Below are 17,347 nucleotides of genomic sequence, written 5' to 3'. Positions count from 1 at the left end.
AACGTTGGGTAACGTCGCACCACGACGACTCGCGCGTTCGCGCAGATCTTCTTCACCACGGAGGACAACGTGACATTCAAAGTTCGCAAGGTAGCGCTCGCGGGACTCGCCGCAGCGAGTGCGCTCGCCCTGCTCGCCGGCTGCGGCCAGGCTCCGACCAACAACGGATCGACGACGAAAGCGGCGTCGAACTTCCTCCCGTGCATGGTCTCCGACTCGGGCGGATTCGACGATCACTCGTTCAACCAGCTCGGTTACGAGGGCCTCGTCGACACGGCGAAGAAGCTCGGCACGAAGTACAAGACCGCAGAGTCGAAGACCGAGAACGACTTCGCGCCGAACATCAACTCGATGGTCGACCAGAACTGCAACCTGATCATCACCGTCGGCTTCCTGCTCGCAGACGCCACGAAGAAGGCCGCCAGCGCCAACTCCGACACGAACTTCGCGATCATCGATGACCAGTCGATCGACGCTCCGAACGTCAAGCCCATCATCTTCGACACCGCGCAGGCCGCGTTCCTCGGCGGATACGCCGCCGCCAGCTTCTCGAAGACCGGCGTCGTCGGCACCTTCGGCGGCATGCAGATCCCGACGGTCACCATCTTCATGGACGGCTTCGCCGACGGCGTGAAGTACTACAACCAGAAGAAGGGCAAGGACGTCCAGGTCGTCGGCTGGGACGTCGACAGCCAGAAGGGCTCCTTCACCGGTGGTTTCGACGCCAACGACACGGCCAAGCAGGTCGCTCAGGGCATCATCGACCAGAACGCCGACGTGATCATGCCGGTCGGCGGTCCGATCTACCAGTCGGCGGCTCAAGCCATCGACGAGGCGAACAGCTCGGGCAAGAGCATCTCGATGATCGGTGTGGACGCGGATGTCTACAACACCGACAAGAACGTGCGCCCGATCCTCCTCACCTCGGTGATGAAGGGCATCAAGCCGTCCACCTCGGCAGTGGTGGAGCAGGCCGCCAACGGCAAGTTCTCCAACACCCCGTTCGTCGGAACGCTGAAGAACGACGGTGTCGGGCTCGCCCCGTTCCACGACTTCTCGTCGAAGGTCGACTCGAATCTGAAGTCCGAGCTCGACACGATCAAGTCGGGCATCATCGACGGCTCGATCAAGGTCACGTCGCCGGCGTCGCCGAAGTCCTGATCCGCTTCTCGCGCTGATCATGTCGGGAGGTCGTCTCCTCGCGGAGGCGGCCTCCCGACTGTGCGTGCGGCAGCCCAGAACAAGCCGCACCGTTCCACCCTCGGACGGGGCTGAAACCCTCTCCAGGTCCGCCCGAATCGTCCGCGATGCAGCAGACGGCGAAAGGTAGATTGACCCCTATGAAGCTCGAACTTCGCGGCATCACCAAGCGATTCGGCTCCCTCACCGCCAACGATCACATCTCGCTCACCGTCGAGCCGGGGGAGATCCACTGCATCCTCGGCGAGAACGGCGCCGGCAAGTCCACGCTGATGAACGTGCTCTACGGCCTGCTCGAGGCGGACGAGGGCGAGATCCTGCTGGACGACGTCGTCCAGCGCTTCTCCGGACCAGGCGACGCCATGAAGGCCGGCATCGGCATGGTGCACCAGCACTTCATGCTCATCCCGGTCTTCACCGTGGCCGAGAACGTGATGCTGGGTCATGAGAGCACCGGATTCGCGGGATTCCTCAATCTGAAGGAAGCCCGCAAACGGGTTCGGGACATCTCGGCTCGCTTCGGCTTCGACGTCGACCCTGACGCTCTCATCGAGAACCTGCCGGTCGGCGTGCAGCAGCGCGTGGAGATCATCAAGGCGCTCTCGCGCAACGCGGAGGTGCTCGTGTTCGACGAGCCGACAGCGGTGCTCACTCCGCAGGAGACGGATGAGCTCATGGCGATCATGAAGCAGCTGCGGGACTCCGGAACCGCCATCGTCTTCATCACGCACAAGCTCCGCGAGGTCCGCGAGGTGGCGGATCGCATCACGGTGATGCGCCTCGGCAAGGTGGTGGGGGAGGCGTCCCCCACGGCGAGCAACGTTGAGCTGGCGTCCCTGATGGTCGGCCGGTCCGTCGAGCTCACGGTGCACAAGGAGCCGGCGACGCCCGGCGACGCAGCGCTCACGGTCGATGGGCTCACGGTCATCGATCCGATCGGCCAGCTCGTCGTCAACGACGTGAGCTTCGAGGTGCACGCGGGCGAGATCCTCGCGATCGCGGGGGTACAGGGCAATGGGCAGACCGAACTCACCGAGGCGCTGCTCGGCCTGCAGGATCATGTCGAGGGCGAGATCCGTCTCGACGGCAAGCCGATCGCGGGGTTGAGCGTACGCAAGGTGCTCGACGCCGGCGTGGGATTCATCCCCGAGGATCGCAACGAGGACGGCCTCGTCGGCGGCTTCTCCATCGCAGAGAACCTCATGCTCGACCGATCCGATGGCGCGCCGTTCGTCAAGGGCGGTGGCTTGCAGCTGGGCTACCGCTCCACCTTCGCCGCGGAGAAGGTGTCCGAGTTCGACGTGCGCGCGCAGAGCATCGACACACCGGTAGGCACGTTGTCCGGAGGGAATCAGCAGAAGGTCGTGCTGGCCAGGGAGCTGAGCCGCGACCTCCGGCTGCTCGTCGCCGCCCAGCCGACGCGAGGACTCGACGTCGGCTCGATCGAGTTCGTGCACAAGCGCATCGTCGAAGCCCGCGACTCCGGGATCCCCGTTGTCGTGGTCTCTACCGAGCTGGACGAGGTGGACGCGCTCGCCGATCGCATCGCGGTGATGTACCGCGGCGGCATCGTCGGCATCGTCCCGGGCGGAACGGACCGCGAGACGCTCGGCATCATGATGGCCGGCGAGCAACCCGATGCGCCAACGCCGACGGATCCCGGCCCCGACGGGTCGAGAACACCCGCGGCTGAAGCCCAGGGCGACCCGGACGGTCCTGGCGAAGCATCAGCCCAACGAGAACCGACTGAGCAGGGCGGTTCGAACGACCAAGGCGACCCGAAAGGAGAGGCCGCGTGAGCGACCAGCAGGGTGACGAGCGGACATCCGCGGGCGCCACCGAACCCGAAGAGTCGTTGACGTCGGCAGAGACCGCGGATGTCGCGCTCGAGTCCGCCCAGCAGCAGGTCGAACCGGAAAACCAGGAGCCGAATCGCTGGAACGACGCGCTCCGCCAGATCATGGGCGGCAGCGTCGTCATCTCGATCCTGGCCGTCGTGCTGGCGCTCATCGTGGGCGCCATCCTGATCGCGCTGACGGATCCCGGTGTGCAGAAGGCCGCCGGCTACTTCTTCGCACGCCCGTCCGACACGTTCCAGGCGATCTGGAACGTCGTGGCCGGTGCGTACTCGTCGTTGTTCCAGGGCGCCATCTACAACTTCGGCAAGCCGACCTTCGCGACGGGCATCCGTCCGTTCATGGATACGCTGACCTTCGCGACGCCGCTGATCGCGGCCGGCCTCGGCGTCGGCCTCGCGTTCCGCACGGGCATGTTCAACATCGGCGCCCAGGGGCAGATGCTGCTGGCAGCGGCATTCTGCGGCTGGGTGGGCTGGTCGTTCCACCTTCCGCCGGTCATCCACCACATCGTCGCGCTCGCGGCCGGAGTCGTCGGCGGCGCGATCTGGGCGGGGATCGCCGGTGTGCTCAAGGCACGAACCGGCGCACACGAGGTGATCGTCACGATCATGCTCAACTGGATTGCGTTCTACCTCATCTCGTTCCTGCTGCGCACGCCAGGCGCGCTGCAGGCCGCGGGAACGAACAACCCGAAGTCGCCGGCGATCCTGTCGAATGCGATCCTGCCTCCGCTGTTCGGACCGCAGTACCAGCTGCACTGGGGATTCGTCATCGCGATCGCCGCCACGATCTTCGTCTGGTGGTTGCTCGAGCGATCGAGCCTCGGCTTCAAGTTCCGGGCCGTCGGCGAGAACCCGAGCGCGGCACGCGTCGCGGGCATCAGCGTGAACGGCGCCGTCGTCTGGGCGATGGTGCTCAGTGGTGCGCTCGTCGGTCTCGCGGCGACGAGCCAGGTGCTCGGCACGTCGACGACCGGCTTCGGATCCGGAATCGATGCGGGCATCGGCTTCGACGCCATCACCGTGGCACTCCTCGGCCGGTCCCGTCCTCTCGGCATCTTCATCGCCGGCGTGCTGTTCGGTGCGTTCAAGGCCGGCGGATTCCTCATGCAGGCGGCCAACGACATCCCGATCGACATCGTGCTCGTCGTGCAGTCGCTGATCGTGCTGTTCATCGCGGCGCCGCCGCTGGTGCGTGCGATCTTCCGGCTCCCGACGCCGGGCAGACGACCGCCGGCGAAGAAGAAGCCAACGGCACCGACATCCATCACGCAGAAGGAGGTGGCGGCGAAGTGACCACCACGGCCGATCACACCATTCCGGATGCCTCGCCCATCGTCCTCGAGAAGACGGTCGTCCGCAGCTACAAGACGCCCATCATCCTCACGATCGTCGCCGTGCTGTCGGTGGTGCTCTTCGTGATCTTCCGCAGGGGCGGAGACACGACCTTCACCTTCGCGGGCGGACGCGTCGCACCGAGCCTGCCTCAGCTCGTGCTGCCCACCACGCTCACGTGCATCGTGCTCACCGTGGTCCTGGCGATCATGGCGGCCCTCAGCTGGTGGCTGCTGGCACGGCTGGCGAAGGTGCCGCTGTGGTACTCGGGTGTCTTCGCGTTCGTCTTCGTCGTGGCGTTCCTCACCTGGGCGGCGGGAGCGGATTCTCGTCCGCTGCCGATCACGAGCCTTCTGCTGGGCACGGTGAGCCTGAGCGTTCCGTACATCTTCGGCGCGATGGGCGGCGTGCTCTCCGAGCGCAGCGGCGTCGTGAACATCGCGATCGAGGGTCAGCTGCTCGCCGGCGCGTTCCTCGCGGCGATGGTCGGCAGCATGACCGGATCCATCTGGCTGGGCCTCCTCGCGGCACTCGTCGCAGGCGTTCTGGTGTCGTTCATCCTCGCAGCGTTCGCCATCAAGTACTACGTCGATCAGGTGATCGTCGGCGTCGTGATCAACGTGCTCGTGCTCGGCCTGACGAACTTCCTGTACAGCGAGGTGCTCGCCAAGAACTCGGCGCTGCTGAACAACCCGCCGAGCCTGCCGAACCTTCCGATCCCCGGGCTGTCGGCGATCCCCGTGATCGGTCCGGTGCTGTTCGACCAGTCGATCATCGTCTACCTCATGTACATCGCTGTCGCGGCCGTCTACATCGGACTGTTCCACACGCGATGGGGACTCCGTCTGCGGTCGGTGGGCGAGCATCCGCAGGCCGCTGACACCGTGGGCATCAACGTGAGCGGCACGCGGTTCTGGAACGTGTCGCTCGCCGGCGCCATCGTCGGCCTCGGCGGAGCGTACTTCACCCTGGGCTCCGTCGGATCCTTCAGCCAGGACATGACAGGTGGCCAGGGGTATATCGCGCTCGCCGCCGTGATCTTCGGACGATGGGATCCGATCCGCGCCACATTCGCCGCCCTGCTCTTCGGATTCGCCAGCAACCTGCAGTACGCGCTCGCCGCGGTCGGATCCCCGGTGCCCAGCGAGTTCCTGCTCATGCTGCCGTACTTCGTCACCATCCTGGCCGTCGCCGGCTTCGTGGGATACGTACGCGGGCCTGCGGCTTCCGGAAAGCCGTACATCAAGTCGTGATCCGGACGTCGTGATCCACGGATTTCGACCCCGTCATGAACCATGAATCCACGCGAACGAGTGACTGAAACCAAGTGACGAGAAGATGAGCGACGATACGAGGGCTTTTTACGGTGACGTCGACTGGGGTGCATTGCGCACCGAGGCCGAGGAGGCCATGCGGAAGGCGTACGTCCCGTACTCGCACTACCCGGTGGGTGCGGCGGCGCTCGCGACGGACGGACGCATCGTCTCCGGCTGCAACGTCGAGAACGCCAGCTACGGCCTCACGCTCTGCGCCGAGTGCTCTCTCGTCTCGGGACTGCACATGTCGGGCGGCGGACAGCTCGTCGCCTTCGTCTGCGTGAACGGCGACGGTGACGTCATCATGCCGTGCGGGCGCTGCCGTCAGCTGCTCTACGAGCACTCCGTCTCGGGAATGCTCCTCGAGACGGTGTCGGGCATCCGCACGATCGACGAGGTGATCCCGGATGCCTTCGGGCCCAGGGACTTGGAGGCCTTCAGTGGCTGAGGCATTCGATGCAGTCGACATCATCGCGCGCTGGAGCTGGGAGCAGAGGCCCGGTGGTCCTCTGTCGCGACGCCAGCGACTCGGCGGCTATGCCGACGAGGAAGGGGGCCGGACGTATGGCTGAGCGGTTCGACGCAGTCGACATCATTCGAACGAAGCGCGACCACGGCGAACTCTCCGCGCCGGAGATCGACTGGCTGGTCGATGCCTACACGCGCGGATACGTCGCCGACGAGCAGATGTCCGCGTGGGCGATGGCGGTGCTCCTCAACGGCATGTCGCGGCGCGAGATCCGCGATCTCACGCTCGCGATGATCGCCAGCGGTGAGCGGATGAGCTTCGCCGACCTCGGCAAGCCGACCGTCGACAAGCATTCGACCGGGGGAGTCGGCGACAAGATCACGCTGCCGCTCGTGCCGCTCGTGGCATCCTTCGGGGTCGCCGTCCCGCAGCTGTCGGGCCGCGGCCTCGGGCACACCGGCGGCACGCTCGACAAGCTGGAGAGCATCTCGGGCTGGCGCGCTTCCCTCACCACCGATGAGCTGTTCGCCCAGCTGCGCGAGGTCGGCGGCGCCATCTGCGCCGCGGGTCCTGGTCTCGCGCCAGCGGACAAGAAGCTGTACGCACTGCGCGACATCACGGGAACTGTCGAGGCCATCCCACTCATCGCGTCGTCGATCATGAGCAAGAAGATCGCCGAGGGGACGGGCGCGCTCGTGCTCGACGTGAAGTTCGGCTCCGGCGCGTTCATGCGCGACCTCGAGCGGGCGCGCGAGTTGGCACGCACCATGGTGGAGCTCGGGCAGGATGCCGGGGTCGCGACATCCGCACTGCTCACCGACATGAATGCCCCGCTCGGCCGTGCCATCGGCAACGCGAACGAGGTGCGAGAGTCGGTCGAGGTGCTCGCCGGCGGCGGCCCGGCGGACATCGTGGAGCTCACCGTTGCCCTCGCCCGCGAGATGCTGCGCCTGGCCGGACAGCCCGACGCCGATGTCGAGGATGCCCTGCGCTCCGGTCGGGCCATGGACAGCTGGCGTGCGTTGATCCGAGCGCAGGACGGCGATCCGGACGCCCCGCTCCCGCACCCCCGCGAGACCCACACGGTCACCGCGCCGCGCGCCGGCGTCGTGTCCCGACAGGACGCGCTCGCGTTCGGTGTCGCCGCATGGCGGCTGGGTGCGGGTCGCGCGCGCCAGCAGGATCCGGTGCTGCACGCCGCCGGAATCGATCTGCACGCCAAGGTGGGCGAGTCGGTCGCCGAGGGCGACCCCCTCTTCACCCTGTCGACGGACGATTCCGTGCGATTCGAACGAGCTCTCGAATCGCTCGACGGCGCCTGGGAGATCGCGGATGCAGCTCCGCCCCGTTCCGACCTCGTCGTCGAACGCGTCGGCTGACCGCTCGCGAGCATCGCGCGCTTGGCCGCAGACAGTGACCGAGCGATGCAGAAATCGACCGGGCGGCCACGGACAAATCGGTGCGAAGGGCTGCGGCGCGCGGCACTCCCCGCAGATAACCTGGAGCAATGAGCGCAGAGTCGTCTGGCCCCACGGAGCCTCCCAGTACCACCGCCCACCTCGTCGACGGAGTCGACGTCCGCGTCCTGCCCAAGGTGTCGCTCCACGACCACCTGGACGGCGGACTCCGACCGCAGACCATCATCGAGCTCGCCGACGACATCGGCCTCGACCTGCCTGAGACCAAGGCCGACACGCTCGGCGAGTGGTTCTCCACGCAGGCGAACTCCGGCTCGCTCGTGGAATACCTCAAGACCTTCGACGTGACCACCGCCGTCATGCAGACCCGTGACGGTCTGGCCCGCGTCGCACGGGAGTTCGTGCTCGATCTCGCGGCGGACGGCGTCGTGTACGGCGAGATCCGCTGGGCGCCCGAGCAGCACCTTGCGCGGGGACTCTCACTCGACCAGGCCGTTGCGGCCGTGCAGAGCGGCTTGGAGCAGGGAGTGGCGGATGTGCGCGCCAACGGCGCGAGCATCCGTGTCGGGCAGCTCGTCACGGCCATGCGCCACGCGGACCGTGCACTGGAGATCGCCGAGCTCGCCGTGCGGCATCGGGATGCCGGTGTCGTCGGATTCGACATCGCGGGTGCGGAGGCGGGCTTCCCGCCGAGCAACCACCGCGTCGCATTCGACTACCTCGCGGAGCAGTACTTCCCCACAACGGTGCACGCGGGGGAGGCGGACGGCCTGGCGAGCATCCAGAGCGCGCTTCTCGACGGACGCGCACTGCGGCTCGGACACGGTGTGCGGCTCGCCGAGGACATCACGATCGAGCGTCAGGACGACGAGAACATCTACGTCTCCCTCGGACGGCTCTCGCAGTGGGTCAAGGATCGCGAGATCGCGCTTGAGCTCAGCCCGTCGTCCAACCTGCAGACCGGGGCGATCGCGGCGTGGGGCGACGAGCTCGTCGACCACCCCTTCGACCTCCTCTACCAGCTGGGGTTCCGGGTCACGGTCAACACCGACAACCGGTTGATGAGCAGCACGACGCTGACGCGTGAGCTCGGGCTTCTCTCGGAGGCGTTCGGATACGACCTCGACGACCTCGAGACGTTCCAGCTGAACGCTGCCAGGTCGACCTTCCTCCCGCTGGAGGATCGCGAGGACCTCGCCGAGGCGATCTCGGTCGGATTCGACGCGGTCTGAGGAGGCTCGCACAACGCGCCATGTCCGCGGAGGACACTTTCAGCGAGCCTTGATGAACCGGCGCGATACGCTTGTGACCATGTCGCTTCCGCCGCTGCCCGACTCTGCCATCGACCTCGGTGTGCACGCGGCGGACTGGCGCGCCGCGGTACGGTTCGCGGGTTCGGCGCTGCGTCGTTCGGGCGCTACGCGGGACAGCTACACGGACCGGATGATCCAGGTGATCGACGAGTTCGGCGCGTACATCGTGATCGCCCCCGGACTGGCGCTCGCGCACGCTCGCCCCGGCCCTGACGTGCTCGCCGACGGCCTCTCGGTCGTGACGCTGGCCAACCCGGTGTCGTTCGGGCATCCGCACAACGACCCGGTGCGGGTGGTCGTCGGGCTCGCCGTCGCGACGCCGGATGCGCACGTCAACTCGGTCGCGGAACTCGCGAACATCTTCAACGACCCCGAGTCGATCCCCGCGCTGGCCGATGCGACGAGCCCGGACGACGTCTGGCGCGTCATCGGAGCGCCGAACGTGCAGGACGACGCCTCGGTGACCGTGCGATGAAGATCGTCGCCATCTGCGGTGCCGGCATCGGGACTTCGGGCATCCTCAAGGTGAACGCGGAGCGTGTGCTCGACCGCCTCGGCATCTCGGCCGACGTCAGCGCGACGGATGTCGCCGGCGTCGCGACGACGGGATCGGACGCCCAGGTCATCCTGACCTCGCCCGAGCTCGTTCCGCGGATCCCCCCGACGAACGCCGACATCGTCGTCATCGACAACTACTTCGACCTCACGGAGCTGGAGCGCAAGCTCGACGAAGCCCTCGGCTGATCACCGCGAGCGCGTGGTTGCGAGCGCGCACTCTTCTGTCGCCGAAAGTGCGCGTTTCGCCGAGCGAGGGTGCATGTTTCGCCGCCTGAGGGTGCATGTTTCGCCGCCTGAGGGTGCGCGTTTCCCTGTCCGAGGGTGCACATCCTCGGACCCGCAAACGGGGCGATCGCGATCGGCGCCGTCCGGCGTCTACAACGCGTCGGTGATGCCGCGCATCGCGTCAGCGAGCACCTGCACCGTGGCCTGTGCCGCAGCACGGCGGGATGCGACATCCGCTCCGCTGTCATCGAACGTGTCGATGTAGATCTTCAGCTTCGGCTCCGTGCCGCTCGGACGCACCATGATGCGGGATCCGTCGTGGAGCACGATCCGCAGGACATCGCTCGGCGGCAACTCCGCCGATCCCGGGCGCAGGTCGTCGATCCGCACCACGCGGATGCCACCGACCTCCGCGGGCGGATCGGCCCGCAGAGCGGCCATGATGCGGCCGATACGGTCGAGATCGGTGACCCTCAGCGAGATCTGGTCGGACGAGTACGCCCCGAACCGCTCGATGAACTCGTCCAGCCGATCGCCGATCGTGCGCCCCTCGGCGTGCAACTCCGCGGCCAGCTTCAGGGCGAGCGTCGCGGCGGAGATGCCGTCCTTGTCCCGAACGGTCTGCGGGTTCACGAGGTATCCGAGCGCCTCCTCGTACCCGTATACGAGGCCCGGCACACGACTCACCCACTTGAAGCCCGTGAGGGTCTCTGCGAAACGCAGGCTGTAGGCATCCGCTATCGCGCGCAGGGCCGGGGAGGAGACGATGGATGCCGCGAGCACGCCCCCCGCACCGCGTGCGACGGCCTCTTCCGCAGCGGCCCAGCCGAGCAGGGTGCCCACCTCGTTGCCGCTGAGCCGGCGGTAGCCGTCCGTGGTCGAAGGATCCGGGATGCCGATGGCCAGCCGATCCGCGTCGGGATCGTTGGCGATCACGAGGTCGGCGCCCCTGGCACGTGCGAGCGCGAACGCGAGATCCAGCGCGCCCGGTTCCTCCGGATTGGGGAACGCGACGGTGGGGAACTCGGGATCCGGATCCGCCTGCTCCGGCACCGTGACCGGCGCGGGCAGCCCCGCAGCGGCGAACACCGCGCGTGCGGTCTCCCATCCGACGCCGTGCATGGCCGTGTAGACGACGCTGAGACCGGACTCGGATCCCAATGCAGTTGCGGCCGCGTCGTCGTCTCCGCGACCGGCAACGGCCGCCGTCGCCGCGATGTAGGCGTCGACGAGGGACTCGTCCGCGATCTCGAACGCGTCGGAGCGCGGCAGGTCGGAGACGCGACCCCGGGCGATCCTGTCGATGTGCGCGGCGATGTCCGCGTCGGCGGGCGGCACGATCTGGGACCCCTCGTCCGCGCCGCCGAGATAGACCTTGTAACCGTTGTCGCGGGCTGGATTGTGGCTGGCGGTGACCATCACGCCGGCTGATGCGTCAAGGTGGCGAACCGCGAACGCCAGGACGGGGGTCGGCAGGAGTCGGGGGAGCAGGATGGCGCGCACTCCCGCTCCGGCCATCAGCTCGGCGGTGTCTCGCGCGAAGACGCGTGAGTTCTTGCGTCCGTCGTGGCCGATGACGACCGACGGTGCACTGCTGCTGCCCCTGCCGTCGTCGTCGCCGCTGTCTGCTGCTGTGTCCGTGCCGTACGCCTGCTCGTTGAGGTACGCGGCGAGGCCCGCCGCGGCCTGGGCCACGAGCATCCGATTCATCCGGTTGGGACCGGCGGCGATCTCGCCACGCAGCCCGGCGGTGCCGAAGGAGAGACGAGTGTCGAAGCGTCCGTGAAGGTCGGCAAGAGCCTCCTGCGATCCCGCTACCGCTTCATCGACGAGAGCCTGCAACTCGGCGCGGGTCTCGACATCCGGATCGTCATCGATCCACGCTCGTGCCCTGTCGACGATCGCGTCCACCGCGTCGCTCACAGCTTCGCCACGATGCGGGCGAGGAGGTCGCTGATGACCGGCTCGGCCTGCCGGCCCGCCTCGATGACCTCCGCGTGGCTGAGCGGCTGGTCAGAGATGCCCGCCGCCGCGTTCGTGATCAGTGACATTCCGAGCACCTCCATGGCGGACTGCCTCGCCGCGATGGCCTCCAGCGCCGTCGACATGCCGACGATGTGGCCGCCGATGGTCTTCGCCATCTGCACCTCGGCCGGCGTCTCGTAGTGCGGACCGCGGAACTGCACATACACGCCCTCGTCGAGCGTCGCATCCACGGTGCGGGCGATGTCGCGCAGCCGCTTCGCGTAGAGATCGGTGAGATCGACGAACGTCGCGCCTTCCAACGGCGACGCCGCCGTCAGGTTGATGTGGTCGCTGATCAGGACCGGAGTCCCCGGACCCCAGGCGGGCTTGATGCCGCCCGCTCCGTTGGTGAGGATCATCACGCTCGCGCCCGCGGCTGCGGCGGTCCGAACGCCGTGCACGACCGGTCGGACGCCCTTGTCCTCGTAGAAGTGGGTGCGCGCACCCAGCACGAGCGCGTGCTTGCCATTCGTCAGCCGCACGGAGCGAATGGTGCCAACGTGACCGGGCACCGCCGGCCTGTGGAACCCGAGGATGTCTGTGGCGGGCACGCTCGCGACCGTCTCGCCGATCAGATCCGCGGCCTTGCCCCATCCGCTGCCCAGCGTGAGGGCGATGTCGTGGCGCTCGACACCGGTGCGTTCGGCGATCTGTTCCGCCGCGATCCGGGCGATCTCGAACGGATCGGCCGAGCGGTCGTCGAAGGGATTCACTGAGTCCTCAGATGCCATTGCAACAGCATATTCGCGCTCTGGCAGCCGCTCATCCGTGCGTTGAGTGGTGCTCGTTCGCGCAGTCGCGCACTCCGGTGCCACCTTGGTCTTCGGGATCGAGCGGATTCGTTGCAGGCTCGGACATCGACCAGGGGCGTGGACAGCCGTTTCGGCCGTCCTCCAGCCGTTGGACGGGGCGAGGCGCGCAGCCGGGAGGCCGTGGCATCCGCGACGGTCAGCAACGTTTGAGACAATGGACGCATGGCCTTCGAGTTCGAGCGTAAGCAGAGGATCGCCGTACTCGGGGGAGGCCCCGGCGGCTATGAGGCGGCGCTCGCCGGCGCCCAGCTTGGGGCCGAGGTCACGCTCGTCGAACGCGGCGGCGTCGGCGGTTCAGCGGTGATGACGGATGTCGTCCCCTCCAAGACGCTGATCGCGACCGCGGACGCCACACGATCCATCGGAGAGGCGGCCGATCTCGGCGTGCAGTTCTTCGGACGCACGGAGAGCGGCAAGCCGATCCGCCCCGAGGTGGCCGTCAACCTGTCGGCGGTCAACAAGCGACTCCTCGGACTCGCGCGCCAGCAGTCCGAAGACATGCGCAGCGAGCTGGTGCATGCCGGCGTGCGCATCGTCACAGGCGAGGGCCGGCTGGACGGCCCCAACGCGCTGATCGTGTCCACAGCGAAGGACAAGGGAACGGACTTCGACCGCGTCGAGGCGGACACGATGGTGATCTCCGTCGGCGCGAGTCCGCGGCTGCTGCCGTCGGCCATGCCGGACGGAGAACGGATCCTCACCTGGACTCAGCTGTACGGCCTGAATTCCGTGCCGGAGCACCTGATCGTGGTTGGATCCGGTGTCACGGGCGCCGAGTTCGCCAGCGCGTACACCTACCTCGGCGCGAAGGTGACGCTCGTCTCCAGTCGCGACCAGGTCCTGCCCGGCGAGGATGCGGATGCCGCTGCCGTGCTCGAGAAGGTCTTCAAGCGCAACGGCATGACCGTGCTGTCGAAGTCGCGCGCCGAGTCCGTGCAGCGCACGGAGACCGGAGTCATCGCGACACTGAGCGATGGTCGAACGGTCGAGGGATCCCACTGCCTGATGGCGGTCGGATCCATCCCCAACACGGTGGGCATCGGGCTGGAGGGCGCCGGCGTGCAGCTCACCCCGAGCGGCCATGTGCGGGTGAACCGCGTGGCACGCACGTCGATGCCGAGCATCTACGCGGCGGGAGACTGCTCGAACGTGTTGCCTCTGGCATCCGTCGCGTCGATGCAGGGCCGCACGGCCATCTTCCACGCTCTGGGCGACTCGGTGACGCCGATCGAGCTGCGGAACGTGGCATCCAACATCTTCACCTCACCCGAGATCGCGACGGTCGGCTGGAACCAGCGCGAGATCGAAGAGGGCATCGCCCAGGGCGACATCTACAAGCTGGCGCTGAAATCGAACCCGCGAGCCAAGATGCAGGGCATCCGCGACGGATTCGTGAAGCTCTTCGCCCGCACCGGAAGCGGCACGGTCATCGGAGGAGTCATCGTGGCGCCCCGCGCCAGCGAGCTCATCCTTCCGGTCGCACTCGCCGTCGAGCATCGGCTCACGGTCGACGAGGTGGCTCGCGCCTTCTCCGTGTACCCGTCGCTCTCCAGCTCGATCACGGACGCGGCGCGCGCGATGCACATCGTGCTCTGAGGGCGCCGTCCGCTGCCGCTCCGCCCGGGATTGCGCCATGTGCGCACTACTGCGCCACTCTCGCTGGCGCAGTAGTGCGCAAATGGCGCGACTACCGGAGTGGTGCGGTTCTGAGACTGTCACATGGGCGGTTGCGCATGCTCGATCTTCTCGTCCCCAAGCAATCCGGGCGCAGACTTCTCCAGGATTGATGTCGATGAGAAGACCGTTGGGCAAGCCCGCGGCAGGCTTCAGGATCGTGAAGCATCCCGTCTTCGGCCCCGACCTGCCGCTTGTGGTCTCGGCACATCGCGACAGCACTGGTACGTATGCCGCGCTTCGACACGATCACCAGCACGGCTCGCTCGTGCGTCTTCGACGAGGTGCCTATGCCCCTGCGGCCGCCCTGAGCGGGCTCTCGACGCAAGACCGATACGCGATGGACATCGCCGCAGCGATATCCCTTCGCCTGGACCCCGTGCTCGCGGGGCTCTCCGCGGCTGTCTGGTTCGGGCTTCCACTTGTCGGCACGATGCCGCATACGGTCTACCTGCTCTCGTCGAGTACGAGCGGTAGGCGGAGAAACGGCGTAGTCGAAGTTCCGCGTAGTGGACATGAGACGGTTCTGGAATTCGATGGCTTCCGTACCACATCCCTCGCCGACACGTTGATCGAGGTGTGCAGGACTGCTCCTTACATCACCGCGCTGGTCATGCTCGATGCGGCGCTGCACGTCGACCGATTCGGCATGGTTCCCCCGATGATCTCGTTCGACGAGCTGATGGCAGCGCACCACGAGCGGATGCCGTACCGCGGCTCTGCGACGGCACGAGGCGTGCTGGCCGCGGCAACCACTTCGGCCGAGAGCCCCTTCGAGTCCGTGAGTCGCGTCACCGTCGAAGAACTCGGATTTCCCGAGCCCGAGCTGCAGATCCCGATCCGGCTGAAGAGCGGTGACACCGTCTATTCCGACTTCGGGTGGCCGGACTGGCGCGTCGTCGGCGAGGCGGATGGCTGGGGCAAGTACGTGGACCCGCGATACCCATCAACCCTGTCTCTTGAGGACCGGGTGAAAGCCGAGAAGCGGCGCGACAACGCGATTCGCCGCGTCCAGTGGACACCGGCCCACTGGGAGTGGGCTGATGCATGGAAACGTGACCCTCTCCGCGCCATCCTTCTGGATGCGGGGCTGCCGATCGTGCGCAGACCGCGCACGTTGCGTTGACTCGCAATGCCCACTCAGGGACCAGCGTGACAGCAATAGCGCCATTTGCGCACTATTGCGCCGGCTCAGGTGGCGCAATAGTGCGCAAATGGCGCAGTTGCCAGGGCCGACGGCGCCGCGCGCGGCGCGGCCCGCCGACTCACACGATGTTGAGCAGCAGGTGACCGCTGGAGACGGTGGTGCCGACGGCGGCGTTGAGGCCGCTGATCGTTCCGTCCTTGTGGGCGGTGAGCGGCTGCTCCATCTTCATCGCCTCCAGCACGACCACGAGGTCGCCCTTGACCACCTGGTCGCCCTCGCCGACGGCGAGCTTCACGACGGTGGCCTGCATGGGCGCCGTGACCGAGTCCCCGGTCGCGGTGGTGACCGAATGCGACGCCGACTTGCGCTTCGGCGCATGGCCCAGTGCGGCGGTCGAACCTCCCGCGATCAGCAGGCGGGTCGGCAGACTCACCTCGACGCGCTTGCCGCCGACCTCGACGACGACGCTGTGCCGCGCCTCGGCTTCGGGCTGTTCGGCTCCTTCGCCCGACCACGGTTCCAGCTCGTTCACGAACTCGGTCTCGATCCAGCGCGTGTAGACGCTGAACGGATGCCCCTCCTCCGGTGCGAACGCCGAGTCGCGCACGATCGCGCGGTGGAACGGCAGCACCGTCGGCAGCCCTGCGACCTCGAACTCGTCGAGGGCACGGCGCGAGCGCTCGAGCGCTTCCTCGCGGCTGGATCCGGTGACGATGAGCTTGGCGAGCAGCGAGTCGAAGGCGCCGGAGATGACGTCGCCGGACTGCACACCGGAATCCACGCGAACGCCGGGACCCGACGCGGGCTTGAAGACGTGCACCGGCCCGGGGGCGGGCAGGAAGCCTCGGCCCGGGTCCTCACCGTTGATGCGGAACTCGAACGAATGTGCGCGCGGCTGCGGGTCGTCGTAGTCGAGCACGCCGCCTTCTGCGAGGCGGAACTGCTCGCGCACCAGGTCGATTCCGGTGACCTCCTCGGAGACCGGATGCTCCACCTGCAGTCGCGTGTTCACCTCGAGGAACGAGACGGTGCCGTCCTGACCGATCAGGAACTCGCACGTGCCTGCGCCGAGGTATCCGACCTCCTTGAGGATGGCCTTCGACGACGCGTAGAGCTGCTCGCGCTGGTCGTCGGTGAGGAACGGCGCCGGCGCCTCCTCGACGAGCTTCTGGTGGCGGCGCTGGAGGGAGCAGTCACGGGTGGAGACGACGACGACGTTGCCGTGGGCATCCGCCAAGCACTGTGTCTCGACGTGACGCGGCTTGTCGAGGTACTTCTCGACGAAGCACTCGCCGCGGCCGAAGGCGGCGATGGCCTCACGCGTTGCTGACTCGAACAGTTCGGCGACCTCGCCGCGTTCGCGTGCGACCTTGAGGCCGCGTCCGCCGCCGCCGAATGCCGCCTTGATGGCGATGGGAAGGCCGTACTGGTCGACGAACTCGAGCACCTCGTCGGCGTTGGCCACGGGGTTCAGCGTGCCGGGGGCCAGCGGCGCGCCGACCTTCTCCGCGACGTGACGGGCCGACACCTTGTCGCCGAGACGCTCGATGGCGTCCGGGCCGGGCCCGATCCAGATGAGGCCGGCGCCGATGACGGCGCGGGCGAAGTCCGCGTTCTCCGCGAGGAACCCGTAGCCGGGATGCACGGCGTCCGCACCGGATCGGCGGCACACCGACAGGAGCTTCTCGATGGACAGGTACGTGTCGGCGCTCGTCGCGCCGTCGAGTGCGTAGGCCTCGTCGGCCAGCCTGGTGTGCACGGCCTCGCGATCCTGGTCTGCATAGACGGCAACCGAGGCGATACCGCTGTCACGCGCCGCTCGGATGACTCGCACGGCGATCTCGCCGCGGTTGGCAATCAGGACCTTGGAGATGTGGGGCACAGTCTTCAAGCCTATTGACGTGTGTATGCCTGGTTTTGAATGGTGCGCACAAACCTGACCCCAAGGGCTTTCGGATGCCTACAACACCGTGCGCGCCCGCGCTGAGCGTGTGGGC

At 67.3% G+C, this 17,347-nt stretch carries 14 protein-coding genes; 11 read left to right on the top strand and 3 right to left on the bottom strand.

Translation table 11 applies throughout. The features are described from left to right. Positions 1-69 precede the first annotated feature (69 nt). From ACX9R5_RS16040 to ACX9R5_RS16000, 9 genes are all read left to right on the top strand, one after another. Entirely contained in the window at positions 70-1,161 is a 1,092-nt protein-coding gene (locus tag ACX9R5_RS16040) for a BMP family lipoprotein (RefSeq protein WP_459410044.1), read from the top strand. A 179-nt stretch (positions 1,162-1,340) separates the two neighbouring features. After that, positions 1,341-2,999: an ABC transporter ATP-binding protein gene (locus ACX9R5_RS16035; protein ID WP_459410043.1), complete on the top strand. Its 1,659-nt coding sequence runs from the start codon at positions 1,341-1,343 to the stop codon at positions 2,997-2,999. Further along, positions 2,996-4,354 carry an ABC transporter permease gene (locus ACX9R5_RS16030; RefSeq protein ID WP_459410042.1) on the top strand — a complete coding sequence of 453 codons (1,359 nt, stop codon included), beginning with the start codon at positions 2,996-2,998 and terminating at the stop codon, positions 4,352-4,354. The genes ACX9R5_RS16035 and ACX9R5_RS16030 overlap by 4 nt, the downstream gene beginning before the upstream one ends. Further along, positions 4,351-5,646, top strand: a complete 1,296-nt coding sequence (locus ACX9R5_RS16025) for an ABC transporter permease (RefSeq protein ID WP_459410041.1) — start codon at positions 4,351-4,353, stop codon at positions 5,644-5,646. Before ACX9R5_RS16030 ends, ACX9R5_RS16025 begins: the two co-directional genes overlap by 4 nt. Before the next feature lie 85 nt (positions 5,647-5,731). Then, complete coding sequence (locus tag ACX9R5_RS16020; RefSeq protein WP_459410040.1) at positions 5,732-6,157, top strand: cytidine deaminase; 426 nt, start codon at positions 5,732-5,734, stop codon at positions 6,155-6,157. Positions 6,158-6,273: 116 nt separating this feature from the next. Then, a complete protein-coding gene (locus tag ACX9R5_RS16015; RefSeq protein ID WP_459410039.1) occupies positions 6,274-7,557 on the top strand; it encodes a thymidine phosphorylase in 1,284 nt (427 codons plus the stop codon). Positions 7,558-7,685: 128 nt separating this feature from the next. Beyond that, positions 7,686-8,828, top strand: coding sequence for an adenosine deaminase (locus ACX9R5_RS16010; RefSeq protein ID WP_459410038.1), 1,143 nt, complete (start codon positions 7,686-7,688; stop codon positions 8,826-8,828). A 79-nt stretch (positions 8,829-8,907) separates the two neighbouring features. Further along, positions 8,908-9,384 carry a PTS sugar transporter subunit IIA gene (locus ACX9R5_RS16005; protein ID WP_459410037.1) on the top strand — a complete coding sequence of 159 codons (477 nt, stop codon included), beginning with the start codon at positions 8,908-8,910 and terminating at the stop codon, positions 9,382-9,384. Beyond that, complete coding sequence (locus ACX9R5_RS16000) at positions 9,381-9,653, top strand: PTS sugar transporter subunit IIB (protein WP_459410036.1); 273 nt, start codon at positions 9,381-9,383, stop codon at positions 9,651-9,653. Before ACX9R5_RS16005 ends, ACX9R5_RS16000 begins: the two co-directional genes overlap by 4 nt. A 189-nt stretch (positions 9,654-9,842) precedes the next feature. Here ACX9R5_RS16000 and ACX9R5_RS15995 read toward each other — a convergent pair whose 3' ends face one another. Together ACX9R5_RS15995 and ACX9R5_RS15990 are read right to left on the bottom strand one after the other, a co-directional pair. Further along, positions 9,843-11,615: a phospho-sugar mutase gene (locus ACX9R5_RS15995; protein ID WP_459410035.1), complete on the bottom strand. Its 1,773-nt coding sequence runs from the start codon at positions 11,613-11,615 to the stop codon at positions 9,843-9,845. Continuing rightward, the gene (locus ACX9R5_RS15990; RefSeq protein ID WP_459410034.1) at positions 11,612-12,448 is read right to left on the bottom strand and encodes a purine-nucleoside phosphorylase; all 837 of its coding nucleotides are present in this window, start codon (positions 12,446-12,448) and stop codon (positions 11,612-11,614) included. Before ACX9R5_RS15990 ends, ACX9R5_RS15995 begins: the two co-directional genes overlap by 4 nt. 243 nt (positions 12,449-12,691) lie before the next feature. Between ACX9R5_RS15990 and ACX9R5_RS15985 the strand changes: the two genes are divergently transcribed. Together ACX9R5_RS15985 and ACX9R5_RS15980 are read left to right on the top strand one after the other, a co-directional pair. After that, positions 12,692-14,125, top strand: coding sequence for an NAD(P)H-quinone dehydrogenase (locus ACX9R5_RS15985; protein ID WP_459410033.1), 1,434 nt, complete (start codon positions 12,692-12,694; stop codon positions 14,123-14,125). 82 nt (positions 14,126-14,207) lie between these two features. Then, entirely contained in the window at positions 14,208-15,329 is a 1,122-nt protein-coding gene (locus ACX9R5_RS15980; protein ID WP_459410032.1) for a hypothetical protein, read from the top strand. A gap of 139 nt (positions 15,330-15,468) precedes the next feature. Here ACX9R5_RS15980 and ACX9R5_RS15975 read toward each other — a convergent pair whose 3' ends face one another. Further along, a complete protein-coding gene (locus ACX9R5_RS15975) occupies positions 15,469-17,232 on the bottom strand; it encodes an acetyl/propionyl/methylcrotonyl-CoA carboxylase subunit alpha (RefSeq protein WP_459410031.1) in 1,764 nt (587 codons plus the stop codon). Positions 17,233-17,347 lie beyond the last annotated feature (115 nt).

It is taken from the genome of Rathayibacter sp. CAU 1779, assembly GCF_054551755.1.
This window is presented reverse-complemented; position numbering and strand designations above follow the sequence as displayed.

Excerpts from the sequence above, each read along its gene's own strand:
- ACX9R5_RS16035 (WP_459410043.1), top strand. The coding sequence starts at position 1,341 with ATGAAGCTCGAACTTCGCGGCATCACCAAGCGATTCGGCTCCCTCACC.
- ACX9R5_RS16020 (WP_459410040.1), top strand. The coding sequence starts at position 5,732 with ATGAGCGACGATACGAGGGCTTTTTACGGTGACGTCGACTGGGGTGCA.
- ACX9R5_RS16015 (WP_459410039.1), top strand. The coding sequence starts at position 6,274 with ATGGCTGAGCGGTTCGACGCAGTCGACATCATTCGAACGAAGCGCGAC.
- ACX9R5_RS16010 (WP_459410038.1), top strand. The coding sequence starts at position 7,686 with ATGAGCGCAGAGTCGTCTGGCCCCACGGAGCCTCCCAGTACCACCGCC.
- ACX9R5_RS16005 (WP_459410037.1), top strand. The coding sequence starts at position 8,908 with ATGTCGCTTCCGCCGCTGCCCGACTCTGCCATCGACCTCGGTGTGCAC.
- ACX9R5_RS16000 (WP_459410036.1), top strand. The coding sequence starts at position 9,381 with ATGAAGATCGTCGCCATCTGCGGTGCCGGCATCGGGACTTCGGGCATC.
- ACX9R5_RS15990 (WP_459410034.1), bottom strand. The coding sequence starts at position 12,448 with ATGGCATCTGAGGACTCAGTGAATCCCTTCGACGACCGCTCGGCCGAT.
- ACX9R5_RS15985 (WP_459410033.1), top strand. The coding sequence starts at position 12,692 with ATGGCCTTCGAGTTCGAGCGTAAGCAGAGGATCGCCGTACTCGGGGGA.
- ACX9R5_RS15980 (WP_459410032.1), top strand. The coding sequence starts at position 14,208 with ATGGCGCGACTACCGGAGTGGTGCGGTTCTGAGACTGTCACATGGGCG.